Raw genomic sequence first — 19603 nt, 5'->3', positions numbered from 1 at the left:
CGAAGGGAGCGGCGGACTACTTCGGGGTGGAGTCACCGGTGGAGAGGGCGGCGATGAACGCCTCCTGGGGGACCTCGACGCGGCCGATGTTCTTCATCCGCTTCTTGCCCTCCTTCTGCTTCTCCAGCAGCTTGCGCTTGCGGCTGATGTCGCCGCCGTAGCACTTGGCGAGCACGTCCTTGCGCATGGCGCGGATGTTCTCGCGGGCGATGATGCGGGCGCCGATCGCGGCCTGGATGGGCACCTCGAACTGCTGGCGCGGGATGAGCTCCTTGAGCTTGCCGGCCAGCATCACGCCGTACGCGTAGGCGGAGTCGCGGTGGACGATCGCGCTGAAGGCGTCGACGATCTCGCCCTGCAGCATGATGTCGACCTTCACGAGGTCGGCCTTCTGCTCGCCGGACACCTCGTAGTTCAGCGACGCGTAGCCCTTCGTGCGGCTCTTGAGGGCGTCGAAGAAGTCGAACATGATCTCGCCCATGGGCAGCGTGTAGCGGATCTCCACGCGGTCCTCGGACAGGTAGTCCATGCCGCCGAGCTGGCCGCGACGGGCCTGGCACAGCTCCATGATGACGCCGATGTACTCGCTCGGCGCCAGGATCGTGGCCGAGACCACCGGCTCGTGCACCGACGCGATCTTGCCGTCCGCCGGGTACTCGCTCGGGTTGGTCACGACGATCTCGCGACCGTCCTCCATCACCACGCGGTAGACAACGTTGGGGGCCGTCGAGATCAGGTCGAGGTCGAACTCGCGCTCCAGGCGCTCGCGGACGATCTCCAGGTGCAGCAGGCCGAGGAAGCCGATGCGGAACCCGAAGCCGAGCGCACCCGAGGACTCCGGCTCGTACACGAGCGCGGCGTCGTTGAGCTGCAGCTTCTCGAGGGCCTCGCGCAACGTCGAGAAGTCGTCGCCGTCGATCGGGTACAGACCCGAGAAGACCATGGGGTTCGGGTGTGCGTAGCCACCGAGGGGCTCCTCGGCACCGTGGGTGTTCGACGTCACGGTGTCGCCCACCCGCGACTGCCGGACCTCCTTCACGCCCGTGATGAGGTAGCCGACCTCGCCGACGCCGAGGTGGTCGGCCTTCACGGCCTCGGGGCTGATGACGCCCACCTCGAGCATCTCGTGCACCGCGCCGGTGGACATCATCTTGATCTTGTCGCGGTGGCTGAGCTTGCCGTCGACCACGCGGACGTAGGTGATGACGCCGCGGTACGTGTCGTAGACGGAGTCGAAGATCAGGGCACGCGGGGGGCCGTCGGCGTCACCGACGGGCGGCGGCACCTCGTCGACGATGAGGTTGAGGAGGGCCTCGACGCCCTGCCCGGTCTTGGCCGAGACCCGGAGCACGTCGTCGGGGTCGCCGCCGATGATGCCGGCGATCTCCTCGGCGTACTTCTCCGGCTGCGCGCCGGGCAGGTCGATCTTGTTGAGGACCGGGATGATGTGCAGGTCGGCGTCCATGGCCAGGTAGAGGTTCGCCAGCGTCTGCGCCTCGATGCCCTGGGCGGCGTCGACCAGGAGGATCGCACCCTCGCAGGCCTCCAACGAGCGGCTGACCTCGTAGGTGAAGTCCACGTGGCCCGGCGTGTCGATCATGTTCAGCACGTAGTGACGACCGGCGTCGTCGCCGTCGGACTTGGTGAACGGCATGCGCACGGCCTGGCTCTTGATCGTGATGCCGCGCTCGCGCTCGATGTCCATTCGGTCGAGGTACTGGGCGCGCGCTGCACGCTCGTCGACGACCCCCGTGATCTGCAGCATGCGGTCGGCCAGGGTCGACTTGCCGTGGTCGATGTGCGCGATGATGCAGAAGTTGCGCAGGAGGGCCGGGTCGGTCGATCCCGGCTTGGGCGCCGTGCCCGGCGTCGTGGAGCTCGTCATGATGGGTCCATCCTCCCATCTGCGGCCAGACCGCCGACCGCACCCGTCGGAGCGGCCGCCCGGCTCGGTCGACCGAGGCGGCTCACGTCCAGAGGTAGGCGATCGCGACGTTCACGACGATGAGCGCGGCGACGACGTGTGCGACGGGGTTCGGCGACGGCCGCCGACGCGTGCCGTGGGCCAGGCCGACGGCGACGAGGGCGACCAGGAGCTTCACCCCGACCTTGGCGTTGTTCGGGTCGGCGACGGCGTCGCTGGCCGAGGCGATGCCGGTGAGGGCGATGCCGAGGACGAACGCAGCGCCGACGCCGTGGGCGATCCAGGGCGTGATCTGCGGCCGACGGGCGACCGACGCGTAGCTGACGAGGGCCACGACCCAGCTGATGATGTGGAGCACCACGAGCACGTTGTAGAGCGTCTGCATGACTCGGATCGTAAGGGTTCGCGGTCGCTCGGTCGTCGGAGTGCGTCCCCTCGGCACGAGCACGCACGGGCGATTTGGGTGCGGCTGCCCGACGCTGGTAGTGTGAGCGGTCGCGTGCCTACCGGTGCGCCCTCACACTTGCACCACGCCCTTCACGCACGAGAGAACAGGTCAGCCACGTGGCGAACATCAAGTCGCAGATCAAGCGGAACCGTCAGAACGAGGCCGCTCGCGAGCGCAACAAGTCGGTCCGCTCCGCCCTCAAGACGGCCGTGCGCCGCTTCCACGCTGCGGTCGAGTCCGGCGACGCCGAGCAGGCCAAGGTCCTCGCCGCCGACGCCGGCAAGAAGCTCGACAAGGCCGCCAGCAAGGGTGTCATCCACAAGAACCAGGCGGCGAACCGCAAGTCGTCGATCGCCAAGAAGGCCGCGTCGCTCTGACGTAGCCCCACAGCTCGCACGAAGGCCCCCGGTCACCCGGGGGCCTTCGTCGTTCCTGCGGCACCTCGACCCTGCGGATGCCGGCCGTCAGAGGTGGGCCTGGCACCCGTCAACGTCCTCGAGAGGTGTCACACCGACCGCTGGCCAGGTCGTTCGGTGCGTCACCTGCCTCTGACCCGCCGGCCCGACCCACCGACCGCCCCCGGGTCAGCGGCGACGCGACGCGGCGACCTGCAGCACCATGCGCTCGACCGCGTACGCGGGCTCGGCCGCGCCACCCTTGACGTCGAGGTCGGCCTGGGCGACCGCGTCGAGAGCCCGGGCCAGGCCGGCCGGGTCCCACCCCTGCAGCTGGCGGCGGAGCACGCGGATCTTGAACGGGGGCGCGCCGACGTGGCGGGCGAGCTCTCCCTCGCCCAGACGCGGCGGGGCGTCGGCGAGGCGGGCGAGCTGGCGGAGCCCGGTGGCGAGCGCACTGGTGACCAGCACCGGGGCGACCTTGGCGGTCTCGGCCCACCGCGCCTGCTCGAGCGCCACGTTGATGCGTCCGTCGATGGCGGCGTCGGCGATCTCGTAGCCGCGGACGTCGGCCCGACCGCCGAAGTAGCGCCGCACGACCTCGACGGTGACCTCGGTGCCGGAGTCGAGCGTGGCGGCGAGCTGGTCGGCCGCGCCGGCCAGGGCGCGCAGGTCCTGCCCGACGGCCGCGACGAGGAGCGTGGCCGCCTCCTCGTCGATGCGGGTGCCCAGCTCGCGCAGCTCGGTGGCCACCCAGCGGGCGTGGTCGCGCTCGTACTTGGGAGCCTCGTGCTTGACCTCGTGCACCGACGACTGGGCGCGCAGCTTGTCGAGCAGGCCCTTGCCCTTCTGACCACCGCCGTGGACGAGGACGACCGCGACGTCGGGGCTCGGGTCGGCGGCGTAGGCGAGCAGCTCGCCCTGGGCGACGTCGGGCAGGTCCTGCAGCTCGGTGAGCACGAGCCCGCTGACGCTGCTGAACAACGACGGGCTGGTGAGCCCCGCGATCTCGCCCGCAGCCAACCCGCCGGACGTGGCGGTCGCGACGTCGCACTGCGGGTCCTCGGCCTTGATCGCGGCCACGGCTCGCGCACGGGTGCGGTCGGACAGGTACTCCGCGCTGCCCGTGATGAGCAGGATCTTCCCGAACGGCGACGCCACGGGACCACCCTAGTGTCCGTCTCCGACAGGCCGGGGAGCCGACGTGGGCGTAGGCTCCGGCCATGCCGATCGACGCCGACGACGTCGCCTCCCACGTCGACGACGACTGGGTGGACAACCTGGTCCGCTTCGGCTTCGTGGCCTACGGGCTCGTGCACCTCGTCGTGGCCTTCCTCGCCCTCCAGCTGGCCCTGGGCGACCCGAGCGGCAAGGCCGACACCAAGGGGGCGTTGGCCGAGCTCGCGCAGCAGCCGTTCGGTCGCACGATCCTGTGGCTGGTCGTCGCAGGGATGGCGGTGCTGGTGCTGTGGCGCGTGCTCGAGGCGACGCTCGACCACCGTCAGGACGAGGGAGCCACGCTCTGGGCGCACCGTGCGGCCGACCTGCTCAAGGCGGTCATCTACGGCGTCGTGGCCTGGAGCGCGGCGCAGGTCGCGACCGGGTCCGGCTCCGGCTCCAGTGGCTCGGGCAACGAGACGTGGACGGCTCGCCTGCTCTCGCTGCCCGCCGGCGCGGTGCTCGTCGGGATCGTGGGCCTGGCGGTCATCGGCTACGGGGGCTGGACCGCCTGGCGCGGGCTCAGCCACCAGCACCGGGACCACCTGAAGCCGGAGGGGCTCAGCGGAACCTCGGGCGACGTGCTCGTGCGCCTCGGCACAGCCGGACACCTGGCCAAGGGCGTCTCGATCGCGATCGTCGGCGGCCTGTTCTGCTTCGCCGCCCTCACCCGCGACGCCGACCGCTCCGGCGGTCTCGACGAGGCGCTGCGCACGGTCCTGCAGCAGCCGTTCGGACCCTGGCTGCTCGGTCTCATCGCCATCGGGATCGGCCTCTACGGCGTCTGGTGCCTGGCCCGGGCCCGCTACCTCGACCGCTGACCGCTCCCCCGCGCGACCACCGACAGCCTGCCGTCGCGCACGACCACGGCGACGTCGCCCTCCTCGTCGGTGCGATGGGCCTGCGTGCCGACGTCGCGCAGCATCCGCAGGGCGGTGGGGGTGGGATGGCCGTAGTCGTTGTCGGCCCCGACGGAGATCGTCGCCACCGAGGCACCGACCGCCTGGGTGAACCGGGCCGACGTGTCAGCGCTCCCGTGGTGGGCGACCTTGAGCACGTCGGCACGCAGGTCGGCGCCCGACCGGGCGAGACGGTCCTGCTCGGCCTCTCCCACGTCGCCCGTGAGCATGAGCACCACGCCCTGCACCCGCACCCGCAGCACCAGGCTCGCCCCGTTGCGGTCGAGATCGCCCCGAGCGCGGGCGCTGCCGGCAGGTGCGGCCTGCGGCCACAGGACATCGGCCGTGACGTCCCTCACCGCGAACCGGTCGCCGCGGGCGAGCGTGCGCGTCGGCACCCCGTCCACCGCGACCCCCGGACGTCCCACGAGCACCACGCCGACGTCGCGTCCCGCAGCGACGCCGGACCGACCACCCACGTGGTCGGCGTCCCCGTGGGTGAGCACCAGCGCCGGCACCCGCCGCACCCCGAGGCCACGCAGGCACCGGTCCACGTCGGCCGGCTCCATGCCGGCGTCGACCACCACCGCCTCGTCGTCACCGGACCGGATCACCGTCGCGTCCCCCTGGCCCACGTCGCACGCCACCATCACCCAGCCCGGCGGCGGCCAGCCAGGGCTCGGTGGGCGGACCATGGCCACCACGAGCCCGAGGCACAGCCCGACCACCAGCACCGGGTGAGGCGCAGCACGCCACCCCCACCACAGCGCGACCGGCACCAGGACGAGCAGCGACCACCACGGGCGTGACCAGACCAGGCTCGCCCCAGGGAGCGACGCGGCGTGGTGCGCGACCAGCACGATCCATCCCGCGCACGCCGCCGCACCCGTACCCAGCACCGACGCGACGGCCGGTGACACCAGGTCCACGAGACCGGCCAGCAGCCCGAGGACCGTCGCCGGTGCGACCACGGGCGCCGCCAGCACGTTCGCCACCACGGCCACGATCGAGACCTCGGCCGAGATGGCCGCGATGACCGGGGTGCAGGCAGCTTGCGCCGCCAGCGGCACGGCGACGGCGATCGCCGCCCACCGCGGCAGCCAGCGCTCCAGCGCGCGCACGAAGGGTGGCGCCAGCAGCAGGATGCCCGCGGTCGCGCACACCGAGAGCACGAAGCCGACGGCCCTCGACAGCCACGGGTCGCAGAACAGCAGTGCGACGACCGCGACGCACAGCGCCCGGATCCCGCCTCGCGACCCCAGGCCCAGCGCCGCGAGCCCGACGACGCCCATCCCCGCCGCCCGCAGCACGCTGGGCTCCGGCCGGGCCAGCAGCACGAACCCCACCACGCCCAGCAGCCCGATCACCAGGAGCAACCGTGGTGGCGCACGCCCGGCACGAGCGACGGCCAGCACCATGGCGAGCACGATCGTCAGGTTGGTGCCGGAGACGGCGAGCAGGTGCGTGAGGCCGGTGCGGCGGAACTCCTCCTCGACCCGGTCGGGCAGTGCGGCGTCGTCGCCGACGACGAGCGCAGGGACGAGCGCCGACGGAGCCGGCGGCGCGTGGTCGACCGACGACCGCACGCCCGCGCGGACCCGCTCCGACGCCGACCACCACCACGCCGCGCCCTGGACCGCCGACCGCCGCGTCACCTGGAGCGTGGCCGTGTCGCGGTGGTCGCCGGGTGGTCCGAGACGGCCCTGCAGCACGAGCCGACGACCGACGACGAGGTCCTCGTGCGCGTCACGCAGGAACGCCGTGACCGGGTCCCGGACCCCGTGCACCCGACCATGTCGGTCCTCGACCCGCAGCACCAGGAGCCCCACGACCGTCCCCTGGCTCCCGACCGACTCGAAGACCCGACCGTCGCGCACCACCTGGGCCTGCACCGTCACCCGCTCGCGCGACGCCGTGAGCTCGGCCACCGGGGTGGCCTGCACGTCACCCAGGCGCCACGCGGTCGACGCGGCCACCGCCGCCACCACGACCGCCACCAGGGCGAGCGCGCGGAACCGACCTGCGGCTGCCCCGCCCACGACCACCGAGACGACAGCGACGACCAGGACGGCCCCCGGTCCTGCACCGACGGCCCAGGCCGCCACGGCCCACACGGCGACGGCGGCCGGCACCAGCCTCAGGTCCATCAGCGGACCCGGTGGTCCTGCCCGGCCCGGCCGCTCACAGCGTCACGCGGTCGCGCAGGTCCTCGAGGGTCTTCTCGCCGATGCCGGACACGTCGAGAAGGTCGTCGACGGAGGTGAACCGGCCGTTCTCCTGCCGCCAGTCGAGGATCGACTGCGCGGTCACCGGGCCGACCCCGGGCAGCGCGTCGAGCTGCGCGAGGGTGGCGCTGTTGAGGTCGACCACTCCCCCGCCGGTCCCGCCCGCGCCTGCGGTGGCACCGGCGGCACCCGGCTCGGCAGGCTCGACGCCCACGAGGATCTGCTCGCCGTCGACGAGCTGTCGGGCCAGGTTGATCGTGGGCTCCTCCAGCGTGCCCTCGATGCCGCCCGCCTTCTCGATCGCCTCGAACACCCTGGACCCGGCAGGCAGGGTGACGATCCCGGGGTCACGGACCTTGCCCGCGACGTCGACGACCAACTCGGCCGAGGCTTGGGACGCCGCTCCCTCGGCGGGGGCGTCGCCGGTCGCGTCCGCGCGCGACGAGACCTGGAGCGGACGATCGACGTCGGACGTGCGGGGGCGTTCGGCCACCAGCCACCAGGTCAGCAGCACCCCGGCCGCCACGGCGGCGGTGGTGGCCATCCGCAGGTGGCTGCCGTGCAGCCCGCGCGGACGGCGCGGCGCGGCGGCTCGTCTCCGGCCGCCGCCTGGGGACGCTGCCGCCGGCTCGGGCTGCTCGTCGTGGTCCACCGGGGCGGAGCCACCCACGAGCCGGTCGAACGGGTCGTCCGGGTGGGTGGCCTCGAACGACGCGGTGAGCTGGGCGAGCCGACGTCGGGCGACCTCGGCCCGGGTCTCCTGGGGCGGTGCTGGACGTGGTGTGCTCACTCCTCGACGGTAAGCAGCGTCCCGGCCGCCCGGCACCCGTCGGCACAGCACTGTGGACAAGCCGTCACGTGGGTCGAGAGACCCTGTGGACGGGCACCCGGCGCCGCGAGGGGACCGGTGGTCTCAGCGGGGCGTGACGGTGACGGCGAGCATCCCGGGGCCGACGTGGGCTCCGATGACCGCGCCGACCTCGTTGACCGGGACCTGCTCCCGACCGAGCGAGGCAGCCAGGCGGTCGGCCACCTGCTGCGCGAGCTCGGGGTTGGCCAGGTGCTGCACGCCGATGTCGAACCCGTCCTGCGCCTTCTCGGCGGCCTGGACGGTGAGCACCTCGAGCCGAGCCACCGCCTTGCTGGTGGTCCGGACCCGCTCGAGCGGCTCGACCATGCCGTCGCGCAGGGTGAGCAGCGGCTTGACCGCGAGCGCCGACCCGATGAGGGCGGCCGCCGCCCCGACCCGACCGCCGCGACGCAGGTACTCCAGGGTGTCGACGTACATGAGCACGGTCGAGCTCTCCCCCGCAGCCAGCGCAGCACCGACGGCCGCGGCCTCGTCACCGCCCTCCCGGACGACGCGCGCCGCCCGACCGGCGGCGAAGCCCGTGGCGATCCCCACTTGGCGGCTGTCGACGCACATGACCGGGATCGACGCCTCGCGCGCGGCGAGCTGCGCCGAGTCGAACGTGCCGGAGATCTCCGCGCTGAGGTGCACCGACACGACGGCGTCGAAGCCCTCCGCCGCGAGCCGCTCGTACACGGCGCCGAACTCGTCGGGCGTGGGCCGCGAGGTGCTGACCGGCACGAACTCCTTGAGCGCGGAGGCGACGTCGTCGGACGTCGCGTCGACACCCTCGGTGAACGTGGACGCGCCGATGACCAGCTTGAGCGGCACCACCGTGATGCCCTCGCGCTCCGCGTCGACGGGGTCCAGCGAGGCGGTGGAGTCGGTCACCACCGCGATGCGACGCCGGCTCCCGGCAGCGCCGCTCATACGACCACGTTCACGAGCTTGGGGGCCCGCACGATGACCTTGCGCACCTCGCGCCCGTCGATCGAGCGCTGCACGTTCTCCTCGGCCAGCGCCAGTGCGGTGAGCTCGTCGTCGGTGACGTCGGGCGAGACGTCGAGCTTGGCCCGCACCTTGCCCTGCACCTGCACGACGCACGTGACGGTGTCCGCGACGAGGAGCGCGGGGTCGGCCTGGGGGAAGGCGGCACGCGTGAGCGAGGTGTCGTGGCCCAGCAACGACCACAGCTCCTCGGCCACGTGCGGTGCGAACGGGGCCAGCATGAGCACGAGCGGCTCCAGCGCCGACCGGCTCGTCACCGAGGCCTTGGTCAGGTGGTTGGTCAGCTCGATCAGCTTGGCGATCGCCGTGTTGAAGCGCAGCGCGTCCATGTCGGCCGAGACGCCGTCGATGGTGCGGTGCAGCACGCGCAGGGTGTCGCGGTCCGGCTCGACGTCGTCGGCCTTGACGTCACCGGACTCCTCGTCGACGACCAGGCGCCACACCCGCTGGAGGAACCGCTGCGAGCCGACGACGGCGCGCGTCTCCCACGGTCGCGACTGGTCGAGCGGGCCCATGCTCATCTCGTAGACCCGGAACGTGTCGGCGCCGAACTCGTCGTACATCTCGTCGGGCGTGACGACGTTCTTCAGGCTCTTGCCCATCTTCCCGTACTCGCGGGAGACCGGGCTGCCCTCGTACGTGTAGCTGGTGGTGCCGTCGTCGGCCACCTGCTCGACCACCGCGTCGGCCGGCACGTAGGTCCCGCGCGCGTCGGTGAAGGCGTACGCCTGGATGTAGCCCTGGTTGAACAGCCGGTGGAACGGCTCCTCGCTGCTCACGTGTCCCAGGTCGAACAGCACCTTGTGCCAGAACCGGGCGTAGAGCAGGTGCAGCACCGCGTGCTCCACCCCGCCGACGTAGAGGTCGACACCGCCCGTGGACTTGGCGTCCGTGGGACCCATCCAGTAGGCCTCGTTGGCCGGGTCGACGAGGGCGTCGGCGTTGTGCGGGTCGAGGTAGCGCAGCTGGTACCAGCTGGAGCCGGCCCAGTTGGGCATGGTGTTGGTGTCGCGGCGGTACCGGCGCGGTCCGTCGCCCAGGTCGAGCTCGACGTCGAGCCAGTCGTGCGCGCGGCCGAGCGGGGGCTCGGGCTCGCTCGTGACGTCGTCGGGCTCGAACGTGCGCGGCGAGTAGTCGGGCACGTCGGGCAGCTCGACGGGCAGGAGGTGGTCGGGCACGGCGTGCGGGTGGCCGTCCTCGTCGAAGACGATCGGGAAGGGCTCGCCCCAGTAGCGCTGGCGCGAGAACAGCCAGTCGCGCAGCCGGTAGGTGGTGGTGCCGGTGCCTCGCCCCTTCTCCTCGAGCCAGGCGATGATGCGCGACTTCGCCTCCGCGACGCCCAGCCCGTCGAGGCTGACCTCGTCGTTGGCCGAGGCCGTGGCGACCCCGTCGCCGGTCCAGGGCAGGTCGTCCCCGCCGGTGACGACCCGAGGGGTCGGCAGGCCGAACGCCGTCGCGAACTCGAAGTCGCGCTCGTCGTGCGCCGGGACGGCCATGATGGCGCCCGTGCCGTAGCCCACGAGCACGTAGTCGGCCACGAAGACCGGCACACGCTCGCCGTTCACCGGGTTGACCGCGAAGGCGCCGGTGAAGACGCCCGTCTTGTCCTTGTTCTCCTGGCGCTCGACGTCGGTCTTGCGGGCCGCCGCGTGGCGGTACGCCGCCACGGCCTCCGACGGGGACGCCGCGCCGACGGTCCACCGGGAGTCGGTGCCGTCGGGCCACTCGTCGGTCAGGATCGCGTCGACCAGCTCGTGCTCCGGCGCCAGCACCATGTAGGTGGCGCCGAACAGGGTGTCCGGCCGGGTCGTGAACACGCGGATCGTGGCGTTCTCGACCGCGGGGACGTCGAAGTCGACCTCGGCGCCGTGCGAACGACCGATCCAGTTGCGCTGCATGAGCTTGACCGGCTCCGGCCAGTCGACGCGCTCGAGGTCGTCGACGAGCCGGTCGGCGTACGCCGTGATGCGCATCTGCCACTGGCGCAGGTTGCGCTGGAAGACCGGGAAGTTGCCGCGCTCGCTGCGGCCCTCGGCCGTGACCTCCTCGTTGGAGAGCACGGTCCCGAGCGCCGGGCACCAGTTGACCGGCGACTCGCTGACGTACGCCAGACGGTGGGGATCGATGACGGCCGGGTCGTCGGTTCCCAGCTTCTCGCGCAGCTCGGAGATCGGCCGCGCCCGCCCGGCCTCCTCGTCGTACCAGGAGTCGAAGATCTGCAGGAAGATCCACTGCGTCCAGCGCACGAAGTCCGGGTCGATCGTGGCGAACGACCGGCGGGAGTCGTGGGCGAGCCCGAGCCGACGCAGCTGACGTCGCATGTTCGCGATGTTCGCGAGCGTGTTGGCCCTCGGGTGCTCACCGGTCTGGATCGCGTGCAGCTCGGCCGGCAGGCCGAAGGCGTCGTAGCCGAGCGTGTGCAGCACGTTGCGGCCCTTCATCCGCTGGTGCCGGCCCACGACGTCGGTGGCGATGTAGCCGAGCGGGTGTCCCACGTGCAGGCCCGCGCCGGAGGGGTACGGGAACATGTCCATCAGGTAGTAGGTGGACTCCGAGACCGTCGTCTCCCCGGCCAGGTCGCCGACCGGGTTGGGCGCGTCGAAGGTGCCGTCGTCGGCCCACCGCTCCTGCCAGCGTGCCTCGATCTCGGCGGCCAGCTCGGCGGTGTAGCGGTGCGACGTCACGGGACTGGACGTCGATGGGCGGTCGGTGGTGCTCACCGGACGATGCTACCGACGCACCGCCCACGGCCCGGCACCCGAGCCCGCCGTCGCCCGGGCCACGTCGACTCCTCGACGGTCCCGGCCGAGTCGGACCTCTTGACGCCGCGGTCGGGGGGTGGGCATTCTTTCTGCACACAGAGTGCAACTAGGCGCTCGTCGGGGGAAGGAAACCACCATGGAGCACGTCCGTCCACGCAGGGGTGCGGTCGCGACCGTCGTCGCACTCCTCGCCGTCCTGGCAGGCCTGCTGGCCACGCCGACGACCGCCACCGCGGCCGAGAACCCGTACGAGCGGGGGCCTGCGCCGACCACCGCGTCCATCGAGGCCGCTCGCGGTCCGTACGCGACGTCCAGCACGACCGTCTCGTCGTTCGCCGCCCGCGGCTTCGGCGGCGGGACGATCTACTACCCGACCTCGACGGCGGACGGCACGTTCGGCGCCGTGGCCGTCTCACCCGGCTACACCGCAGCGCAGAGCTCGATCTCGTGGCTCGGCCCACGACTGGCGTCCCAGGGCTTCGTCGTCTTCACCATCGACACCAACAGCCGCTACGACCAGCCCGGCAGCCGGGCCGACCAGCTGGCGGCCGCCCTGGACTACCTGACCGAGAGCAGCACCGTCCGTTCCCGCGTCGACGCGTCGCGGCTCGCCGTCATGGGCCACTCGATGGGCGGCGGTGGAGCGATCGAGGCCGCCAGCGACGACCCGAGCCTCAAGGCCGCCGTCGCGCTGACGCCCTGGCACCTGACCAAGACCTGGTCGCGCGTGAGCACACCGACGATGGTCGTCGGAGCCGAGAACGACAGCGTGGCCTCCACCCGGTCGCACGCCGTCCCGCTCTACTCCGGGATCCCGTCGAGCACGCCGAAGGCATACCTCGAGCTGCGGGGGGCGAGTCACTTCGCGCCGAACACCAGCAACACCACCATCGCGAAGTACTCCCTCGCCTGGCTGAAGCGCTGGGTCGACGACGACACGCGCTACACGCAGTTCATCGCCCCGGGTCCGGGGACGAGCACGGCGATCTCGGACTGGCGGCGCTCGGGCTACTGAGCATCGAGCGCGAAGGACGTCGGCGAGGCCGCGGGTGCCACCACCAGGGGTGGGCACCCGCGGCGTTCCTCGTCGCGGCCCTGCCCGGCCCGGTCGCTACGCTCACCGCATGCGTCAACGCCTCGCCCGCTTCGTGATCCGTCGCATGGGTTACACGATGAAGGGGAAGACACCGCCCTCGGGGATCCTGGTCGGTGCCCCGCACACCTCGAACTGGGACTTCGTCACGATGCTGCTCGTCATGTGGCACGACGGCGCGCACCCGCGCGTCCTGGTCAAGAAGGAGCTGTTCAAGGGCCCGCTCGGCTGGCTGCTCAAGCGCCTGGGTGGGGTGCCGCTCGATCGCGACAACGCGGCCACGGTCGTCTCCGACCTGGCTGCCGAGGCCAGTTCCGGCGAACCCTTCCGGCTCGTGATCGCGGCCGAGGGAACCCGCTCCAGGAGCGAGTACTGGAAGTCGGGGTTCTACCGGCTCTCGCAGCAGACCGGCCTGCCGATCACGCTCGCGTTCTTCGACCCGCCGACGAAGACGATGGGCTACGGCCCGACGTTCAGCCCGAGCGGCGACGTCAAGGCCGACATGGACCTCGTGCGTGCCTTCTACGCCGACAAGCTCGGCATCAAGCCCGCCGACGCCACCGTCCCGCGCCTGCGCGAGGAGTAGGCCCTACGACCCGTCGGAGGTGCCGGCGGACTCGTCGGCGGGCGTCGGGACCACGAGTGGCTTGAGGCGCACCCAGGCGAGGAAGATCGCCGCGACCACGAGCATGCCGATCCCGGCCCAGAGGTTGATGTTGAGCCCGTCGCCCTTGGCCAGCTCCTCCTCCGTCGCCCGGAACAGACCGAGACAGGTGAGGATCAGCCCGTACAGGCCGAGCAGGCCGCCGATGAGGGTACGGACGTCGAACGCGCCCGCGGTGTGCTTCTCGCTCATGCTTCGCTCCTACCGGAAGACCACGTTGAGGACGACGACGATGGCGAGCCCGATGCCCGCCAGCTTGACCGGCGACTGGTACCAGGGAAGCACGCCCTCGTCGGGGTCGACGAGGTCCTCCTTCGGCGTCAGCGAGTAGACGAGGCCCACCAGCTCCTTCTCGGGCCGGGCCGCGGTCACCATCGTCACGGCCACGCTGACCACGATGTCGACGGCGAACGCCGCTCCGGCCGCCACGAAGGACGCGCCCTGGCCCGAGAGCCCGATCACGCCGAGGCTCATCGGCCCGAGGGCGTCCTCACTGAGGACGGCCACCAGCACCGCTGCGCCAGTGCCGGCCACCAGTCCGGACCAGCCGGCCGCCGCCGACATCCGCTTCCAGAACATGCCAAGGATGAACGTGGCGAACAGCGGGGCGTTGAAGAACCCGAAGAGGGTCTGCAGGTAGTCCATCAGGTTGTCGTAGTTGGACGCGATCAGCGCGGTGCCGATGGCGGTCACCGTCGCGCCGACGGTCGCCAGTCGGCCGACCCGGAGGTAGTAGCCGTCCTCGCGGTCCTTGACCACGTACTGCTGCCACAGGTCGTAGCTGAAGACCGTGTTGAAGGCCGAGATGTTGGCCGCCATGCCCGCCATGAACGACGCGAGAAGGCCGGCCAGCGCGACGCCGAGCATGCCGTTGGGCAGCAGGTCACGCATCAGCAGGAGGATCGCGTCGTTGTAGGTGGCACCCTGGGCGTCTCCCCCGGCCTTCAGCGAGGCCAGCTCGGGCACCACGATCGCCGCGATGATGCCCGGGATGATGACGATGAACGGGATGAACATCTTCGGGAAGGCACCGATGATCGGTGCCCGCCGCGCGGCCGACATCGACGACGAGGCCATCGCGCGCTGGACCTCCACGAAGTTCGTGGTCCAGTAGCCGAACGACAGCACGAAGCCGAGCCCGAGCACCAGGCCGACGACCGACCAGAACGGGTCGTCGATGCCGGTGAGGTCGGTGCCGGGCCACGACGACAGCTGCTCCGGGCCGGGCTGCACCTGGTCGACGATGCCCTGCCAGCCGCCCACCTTGTGCAGCGCGATGATCGTCAGCGGAACGAGCGCCGCGACGATGACGAAGAACTGCAGGACCTCGTTGTAGATCGCCGCCGAGAGGCCGCCGAGCGCGGTGTAGCTGAGCACGACGGCGGCTGCCGCGACGAGCGAGACCCACAACGGCCAGCCGAGCAGCCGGTTCACGATCGTGGCCAGGAGGTAGAGGTTGATGCCGGCGATCAGCAGCTGGGCGATCGAGAAGCTGAGCGCGTTGACCAGGTGGGCGCCCGTGCCGAAGCGGCGGCGCATGAACTCGGGGACGCTGCGCACGCCGGAGCCGTAGTAGAACGGCATCATCACGACACCGAGGAAGAGCATGGCGGGCACGGCGCCGATCCAGAAGTAGTGCACGGTCGCCATGCCGTACTCGGCGCCGTTGGCGCTCATGCCCATGATCTCGACCGCGCCGAGGTTGGCCGCGATGAACGCGAGCCCCGTCACCCAGGCGGGCAACGACCTGCCGGAGAGGAAGAAGTCGATGCTCGTCGAGACCTGGCGCCGCGCCAGCACCCCGATGCCGAGCACGACGGCGAAGTAGATCGCCACGATCGTGTAGTCGAAGAAGTCCGCGTCGAGCCGGAACGATCCGTCCGCGGCCGCCAACGATGGTCCTGCGAGTGCGTGCACCACTCCCCCTTTCATGGTTCATCCCTGCAACGAGATGGACCAGCAGCACCGTACGCCCGCCCGGGCTTGCGCGCGCGTCGGGGCCGGCCACCTCCGGCGCCGACGTCTCGACCGAGAACGCGGCCCCGGGGTGGTGCGGTGCACGTTCCACCGTCCCGGCGCTGAGACGGTGGAGAACTCACCGGACGTCGTCAGTCGGTGGAGAAGTCACCGCTCGGGGGGCTAGCTGAGGGCGCAGTAGGCCTCGACCTTGGGGGTCGGGCCCGAGACGATGAGCTCGTCGCCGGTGGTGACGAAGGTGTCGGCCTTGGCGTAGGTGAAGTCCTCGCCACGAGTCTTGAGTCCGACGACCGTCACGCCGTACTTCTGCCGGACGTTGGAGTCCGTGAGCGTCCGGTCGACGGTGCACTCGGGGGCCCGCGTGCGCGCGATCGCGAAGCCGTCGTCGAACTCGATGAAGTCGGTCATGGTGCCGGTGACCAGGTGCGCCACCCGCTTGCCCATCTGCGACTCCGGACGGATCACGTGCGTGGCTCCGACCCGCTCGAGGATCGCCGCGTGCTTGCCGCTGATCGCCTTGGCCCACACCTCCTTGACCCCGAGGTCCAGCAGGCCGAGCACCGTGAGCACGCTCGCCTCGATGTCGGTGCCGATGCCCACTACGGCGACGCCGAACTGCTCGGCGCCGATCTGGCGCAACGCCTCGGTGTCGGTGGTGTCGGCCGCCACGACGTGGGTGAAGTCGCTCGCGTACCTCTGGACGATCTCGGGACGCTCGTCGACGGCCAGCACGTCGTGTCCGAGCTGCACCAACGATCGCGCCACGGCGGAGCCGAAGCGACCGAGCCCAAGGACGATGACGGGCGCGTTGGCGGGGGTGTCCTTTGCCTTAGCCAATGATCGGTTGCTCCTCGGGAAGGTGGTAGCGCGGCGCTCGCCGCCTCAGGATGAAGGCGGACGCAGCCGCAATGGTGCCCACTCGGCCCACGAACATCAAGACCGCGAGTACCAGCTTGGCACTGTCGGGCAGCTGTGGAGTGAGTCCGGTGCTGAGTCCGACCGTGGCGAACGCCGACGTGCACTCGAACAGGACCTGCTCGAACGAGAAGTCCGTGAGGATCATGACGAGCAGGGTCGTCGACATCACGAGCATCACCGAGATGAGCGCGATGCTCAGCGCGGTGCGCACGACCGCCGGCCCGACCGAGCGGTTGCCGACCGTCACCTCCGGGTCGCCGCGCAGCTCGGCGAGGATCACGAAGGCCAGCAGCAGGAAGGTGGTCACCTTGATGCCGCCGGCGGTGCTGGCACTGCCGCCACCGATGAACATGAGGATGGTGCCGATGGACAGGGTCTCCCCCGACACCGCACCCCAGTCGAAGCTGTTGAGCCCACCCGACCTCGGCATGATGCCGCCCTCGATGCCCGTCACGAGCTTGTCGTGCAGCGACATCGGAGCGAGGGTGTCCGGATTGGCCCACTCGAGGGCCAGGAAGGCCGCGGCGCCGAAGGCCAGCAGACCGATCGACCCCCAGACCGTGAGTCGCGTGTGGATGGTCCAGCGGGCGGGCGTCCGCCACTCCTTGAAGAGCTCGGCGAGCACCGGGAACCCCATGGCCCCCACGAACACGCCTACGCAGATCGGGATGATGACGAGGCCGTCGCCCGCGTAGCCGATCAGGCTGTCGCTGTTAAGGGAGAAGCCGGCGTTGTTGAACGCCATGACCGAGTCGAAGACGCCGTGCCACAGCGCCGTCGGCAGGTCGTCGAAGTAGGTCAGGCGGTACCGAACGGTCAGGAACGCCGCGATCGCACCCTGGAAGCCGAGCATCATCACCGCGACGCGGCGGAACAGGGGACGGACCTCGCCGATGTTGACGACGTGCATGTCGGCCTGCGCGACCAGACGGGTGCGCAGCCCCAGACGTCCGCCGATGAACAGGCCGAGCACCGTGGCCAGGGCGACGATGCCGAGGCCGCCGATCTCGACGAGGACGAGGATGATCGCCTGGCCGGCAGGGCTCCAGTAGGTCGACGTGTCGACGCTCGCCAGACCCGTGACGGTGACGGCCGACGCGGACGTGAAGAAGGCGTCGACGACGTCGGCACGCCCCTGTGCGCTGCGGGCGACCGGCATCAGCAGGAGGGCGGTGCCGAGGAGGATCAGGGCGAAGAACGTGAGTGGCAGCAGCCGCACTGGGTGCGCGATGGCAGCCGGGATCCTCGGACGTGGCACGCCACGACCGTACCCCTACCGGAGGCTTCGGGGGGCCGTACGTGGCTGCTACGGTCTCCTGATGCCTTCCAGCCCCTCTGCCGTCGTCGGCCGGTTGGCCCGAGTGGCCGTCTCGCGCTCCGGCGTGGCGCTCCTGCTGAGCCTCGCCCTCCCCGCCGTCGCCCTCCTGCTCGTGCTGGGCGCCGACTCCGTGGGCACCGAGCGGGTCGCGCTCGCCCTCGTGGCGGTCTCGCTCGTCGGCGAGTACCTGCTGCTCTCCGGCCCGCCGGCGGTGCGGACGGGCCTGCACCAGGCGTCGCTCGGCATCCCGGTCCGCTTCGTGGTGCGGCTCCTCGCCGTGCTCACGCTCCTGAACCTGCCCGACGACCGCACGGCCCACACGTCGACGGCCTTCGTCGGTCTCGCGATGCTGGTGGCCCTGTGCGGACGCGCCCTGCACCACGAGTACCGCCGGGTCGGCTCGCTGCGCCCCCTGCGCACCCGCAACATCCCGGGTGACCCGTCCATCGCGGTCGAGCCCCCGGCACGCGTGCTCGAGGTGTGCCTCGCCCAGGCGGCGGTGCTCGTCGTCGGACCCCTCGGCGCGCCCTTCTGGCTGGTCCTGCTCGTCGGCGTGCTCGCCGTCGCCGCCCTGGCCTACGTCACCGTTCCCGACGCCCGGACCTCGTGGCGGATGCGCCAGGCCAAGCGCGCGACGGGGTTCACCCCTGCCCTGCGCCAGGTGCAGGACTTCCTCGACGAGTACCAGCCCGAGGTGGTGCTGCACCTCAGCGGTCCGCTCGGCTCGGCCTACCAGGTCAACACCTGGCTCGAGTCGCTCGAGGCCCTCGACCGCCGGGTGCTCGTGGTGCTGCGCGACGCGCCGCTCTTCGACACCATCCGCGACACCGACCTGCCGACCCTGCAGCTGGCCAACGCCGGCGAGCTGCTCATGCTCGACTTCGCCAGCGTCAAGGTCGCCCTGTACCCGTCGAACACGGGCAACAACATCCACCTGCTGCGCCTGCCGCACATCATGAGTGCGTTCGTGGGCCACGGCGACAGCGACAAGTCGGCCTCGGCCAACCCGTTCTCGCGGGTCTACGACGAGCTGTGGGTGGCCGGGGAGGCCGGTGCCGACCGCTACCGCAAGTCCGGGCTCGGCATCCACGAGAGCCAGTTCCGGTTCGTCGGCCGCCCCCAGGTGCACTCCATCTCCTCGAGCCCGCGGGTGGGCGAGGAGGACGTGCCGACGATCCTGTACGCCCCCACCTGGGAGGGCGTGAACACCCTGCAGGAGTACTCGTCGATCTCCGCCGTCGGCGCGAGGATCGTCGAGGCCGTGCTCGGCTCCCCCACCCCGGCACGCCTCGTCTACAAGCCGCACCCCTTCACCGGCCAGCGCGACGCCAAGTACCGCGCCGTCGACGCCGCGATCGCGGCACGCGTCCGCGAGGCCGCCGCCTCCTCCGGCATCGACCACAAGGTGGTGCGCAGCGGTCCCATCGAGCCCTGGTTCAACCGCGCCACGGCACTGTTCACTGACGTCTCGAGCGTGGTCTCGGACTTCCTGGCCAGCGAGAAGCCGATCGCCGTGTTCAACCACACCGGGCACGGCGGCACCCCGCTCGACGAGACGACGTTCCGCGCCGAGTACCCCTCCGCGTCGGCCGCCACCATCGTGGGCCCCGACGGCTCGGGCATCGAGGAGCTCGTGCAGGTCGCCACCGGCCAGGTCCCCGACGAGCGCGCGGCCGAGCGGACCCGCCTCGCCACCTACCTCCTGGGGGCACCGGAGAAGCGCACCCTCGAGTCCTTCCGCGCCAGCGTCGAGGCGTTCATCGCCCGCGCGGAGGGCGAGCGCGAGCAGTACTTCGGCCAGACCCAGTCACATGACCCGAGCGACTCCGACGACAGCCTCGGCGACGTCGAGTAGGCAGCGTCAGGGCCTCCCGGTGGCGGGCGTCCCGGACGGTAGGGTGGCC

Annotated in this window: 16 protein-coding genes; 5 read left to right on the top strand and 11 right to left on the bottom strand. The window is 71.3% G+C overall.

From position 1 onward, the window contains the following. Positions 1-16 precede the first annotated feature (16 nt). On the bottom strand, positions 17-1885 hold the full coding sequence (gene lepA, locus ASF35_RS08055) for a translation elongation factor 4 (protein WP_055965263.1): 1869 nt from the start codon (positions 1883-1885) through the stop codon (positions 17-19). An 82-nt stretch (positions 1886-1967) separates the two neighbouring features. Then, on the bottom strand, positions 1968-2309 hold the full coding sequence (locus tag ASF35_RS08050; protein WP_055965260.1) for a hypothetical protein: 342 nt from the start codon (positions 2307-2309) through the stop codon (positions 1968-1970). Positions 2310-2488: 179 nt separating this feature from the next. Between ASF35_RS08050 and rpsT the strand changes: the two genes are divergently transcribed. Further along, complete coding sequence (rpsT, locus tag ASF35_RS08045) at positions 2489-2749, top strand: 30S ribosomal protein S20 (protein ID WP_055965257.1); 261 nt, start codon at positions 2489-2491, stop codon at positions 2747-2749. 207 nt (positions 2750-2956) lie between these two features. Here rpsT and holA read toward each other — a convergent pair whose 3' ends face one another. Continuing rightward, complete coding sequence (gene holA, locus ASF35_RS08040; RefSeq protein ID WP_055965253.1) at positions 2957-3928, bottom strand: DNA polymerase III subunit delta; 972 nt, start codon at positions 3926-3928, stop codon at positions 2957-2959. A gap of 62 nt (positions 3929-3990) precedes the next feature. On the opposite strand from holA, the gene ASF35_RS08035 reads away from it, so the two are divergent. After that, the gene (locus ASF35_RS08035; RefSeq protein ID WP_055965251.1) at positions 3991-4806 is read left to right on the top strand and encodes a DUF1206 domain-containing protein; all 816 of its coding nucleotides are present in this window, start codon (positions 3991-3993) and stop codon (positions 4804-4806) included. Here ASF35_RS08035 and ASF35_RS08030 read toward each other — a convergent pair. From ASF35_RS08030 to leuS, 4 genes are all read right to left on the bottom strand, one after another. Next, complete coding sequence (locus ASF35_RS08030) at positions 4791-7031, bottom strand: DNA internalization-related competence protein ComEC/Rec2 (RefSeq protein WP_055965248.1); 2241 nt, start codon at positions 7029-7031, stop codon at positions 4791-4793. The two genes, ASF35_RS08035 and ASF35_RS08030, sit on opposite strands and share 16 nt — an antisense overlap. A gap of 34 nt (positions 7032-7065) precedes the next feature. Continuing rightward, positions 7066-7899, bottom strand: a complete 834-nt coding sequence (locus ASF35_RS17700; RefSeq protein ID WP_082495405.1) for a ComEA family DNA-binding protein — start codon at positions 7897-7899, stop codon at positions 7066-7068. A gap of 123 nt (positions 7900-8022) precedes the next feature. Further along, positions 8023-8850, bottom strand: a complete 828-nt coding sequence (locus ASF35_RS08020; protein ID WP_369796994.1) for a DegV family protein — start codon at positions 8848-8850, stop codon at positions 8023-8025. 35 nt (positions 8851-8885) lie between these two features. Next, the gene (leuS, locus tag ASF35_RS08015) at positions 8886-11687 is read right to left on the bottom strand and encodes a leucine--tRNA ligase (protein WP_055965242.1); all 2802 of its coding nucleotides are present in this window, start codon (positions 11685-11687) and stop codon (positions 8886-8888) included. Between the two features lie 178 nt (positions 11688-11865). Between leuS and ASF35_RS08010 the strand changes: the two genes are divergently transcribed. Both ASF35_RS08010 and ASF35_RS08005 read left to right on the top strand, forming a co-directional pair. Then, the gene (locus ASF35_RS08010; protein ID WP_055965239.1) at positions 11866-12744 is read left to right on the top strand and encodes a serine aminopeptidase domain-containing protein; all 879 of its coding nucleotides are present in this window, start codon (positions 11866-11868) and stop codon (positions 12742-12744) included. A 109-nt stretch (positions 12745-12853) separates the two neighbouring features. Continuing rightward, on the top strand, positions 12854-13408 hold the full coding sequence (locus ASF35_RS08005) for a 1-acyl-sn-glycerol-3-phosphate acyltransferase (RefSeq protein WP_055965236.1): 555 nt from the start codon (positions 12854-12856) through the stop codon (positions 13406-13408). A 3-nt stretch (positions 13409-13411) separates the two neighbouring features. On the opposite strand, the gene ASF35_RS08000 is transcribed toward ASF35_RS08005, so the two are convergent. From ASF35_RS08000 to ASF35_RS07985, 4 genes are all read right to left on the bottom strand, one after another. After that, positions 13412-13678 (bottom strand): hypothetical protein, encoded by a 267-nt coding sequence (locus ASF35_RS08000; protein WP_055965233.1) that lies wholly within the window; start codon positions 13676-13678, stop codon positions 13412-13414. Between the two features lie 9 nt (positions 13679-13687). Next, on the bottom strand, positions 13688-15379 hold the full coding sequence (locus tag ASF35_RS07995) for a sodium:solute symporter family protein (RefSeq protein WP_055965230.1): 1692 nt from the start codon (positions 15377-15379) through the stop codon (positions 13688-13690). 246 nt (positions 15380-15625) lie between these two features. Further along, on the bottom strand, positions 15626-16300 hold the full coding sequence (locus ASF35_RS07990) for a TrkA family potassium uptake protein (RefSeq protein ID WP_055965227.1): 675 nt from the start codon (positions 16298-16300) through the stop codon (positions 15626-15628). Next, on the bottom strand, positions 16293-17639 hold the full coding sequence (locus ASF35_RS07985) for a TrkH family potassium uptake protein (RefSeq protein ID WP_055965224.1): 1347 nt from the start codon (positions 17637-17639) through the stop codon (positions 16293-16295). The genes ASF35_RS07990 and ASF35_RS07985 overlap by 8 nt, the downstream gene beginning before the upstream one ends. A 61-nt stretch (positions 17640-17700) precedes the next feature. On the opposite strand from ASF35_RS07985, the gene ASF35_RS07980 reads away from it, so the two are divergent. After that, on the top strand, positions 17701-19554 hold the full coding sequence (locus ASF35_RS07980) for a CDP-glycerol glycerophosphotransferase family protein (RefSeq protein ID WP_156367984.1): 1854 nt from the start codon (positions 17701-17703) through the stop codon (positions 19552-19554). The last annotated feature ends 49 nt before the right edge of the window (positions 19555-19603 follow it).

This window comes from Aeromicrobium sp. Leaf291 (genome assembly GCF_001423365.1).
Lineage (GTDB): Bacteria > Actinomycetota > Actinomycetes > Propionibacteriales > Nocardioidaceae > Aeromicrobium.
The sequence above is the reverse complement of the archived record's forward strand: the minus strand, read 5'-3'. Positions and strand labels throughout refer to the sequence as shown.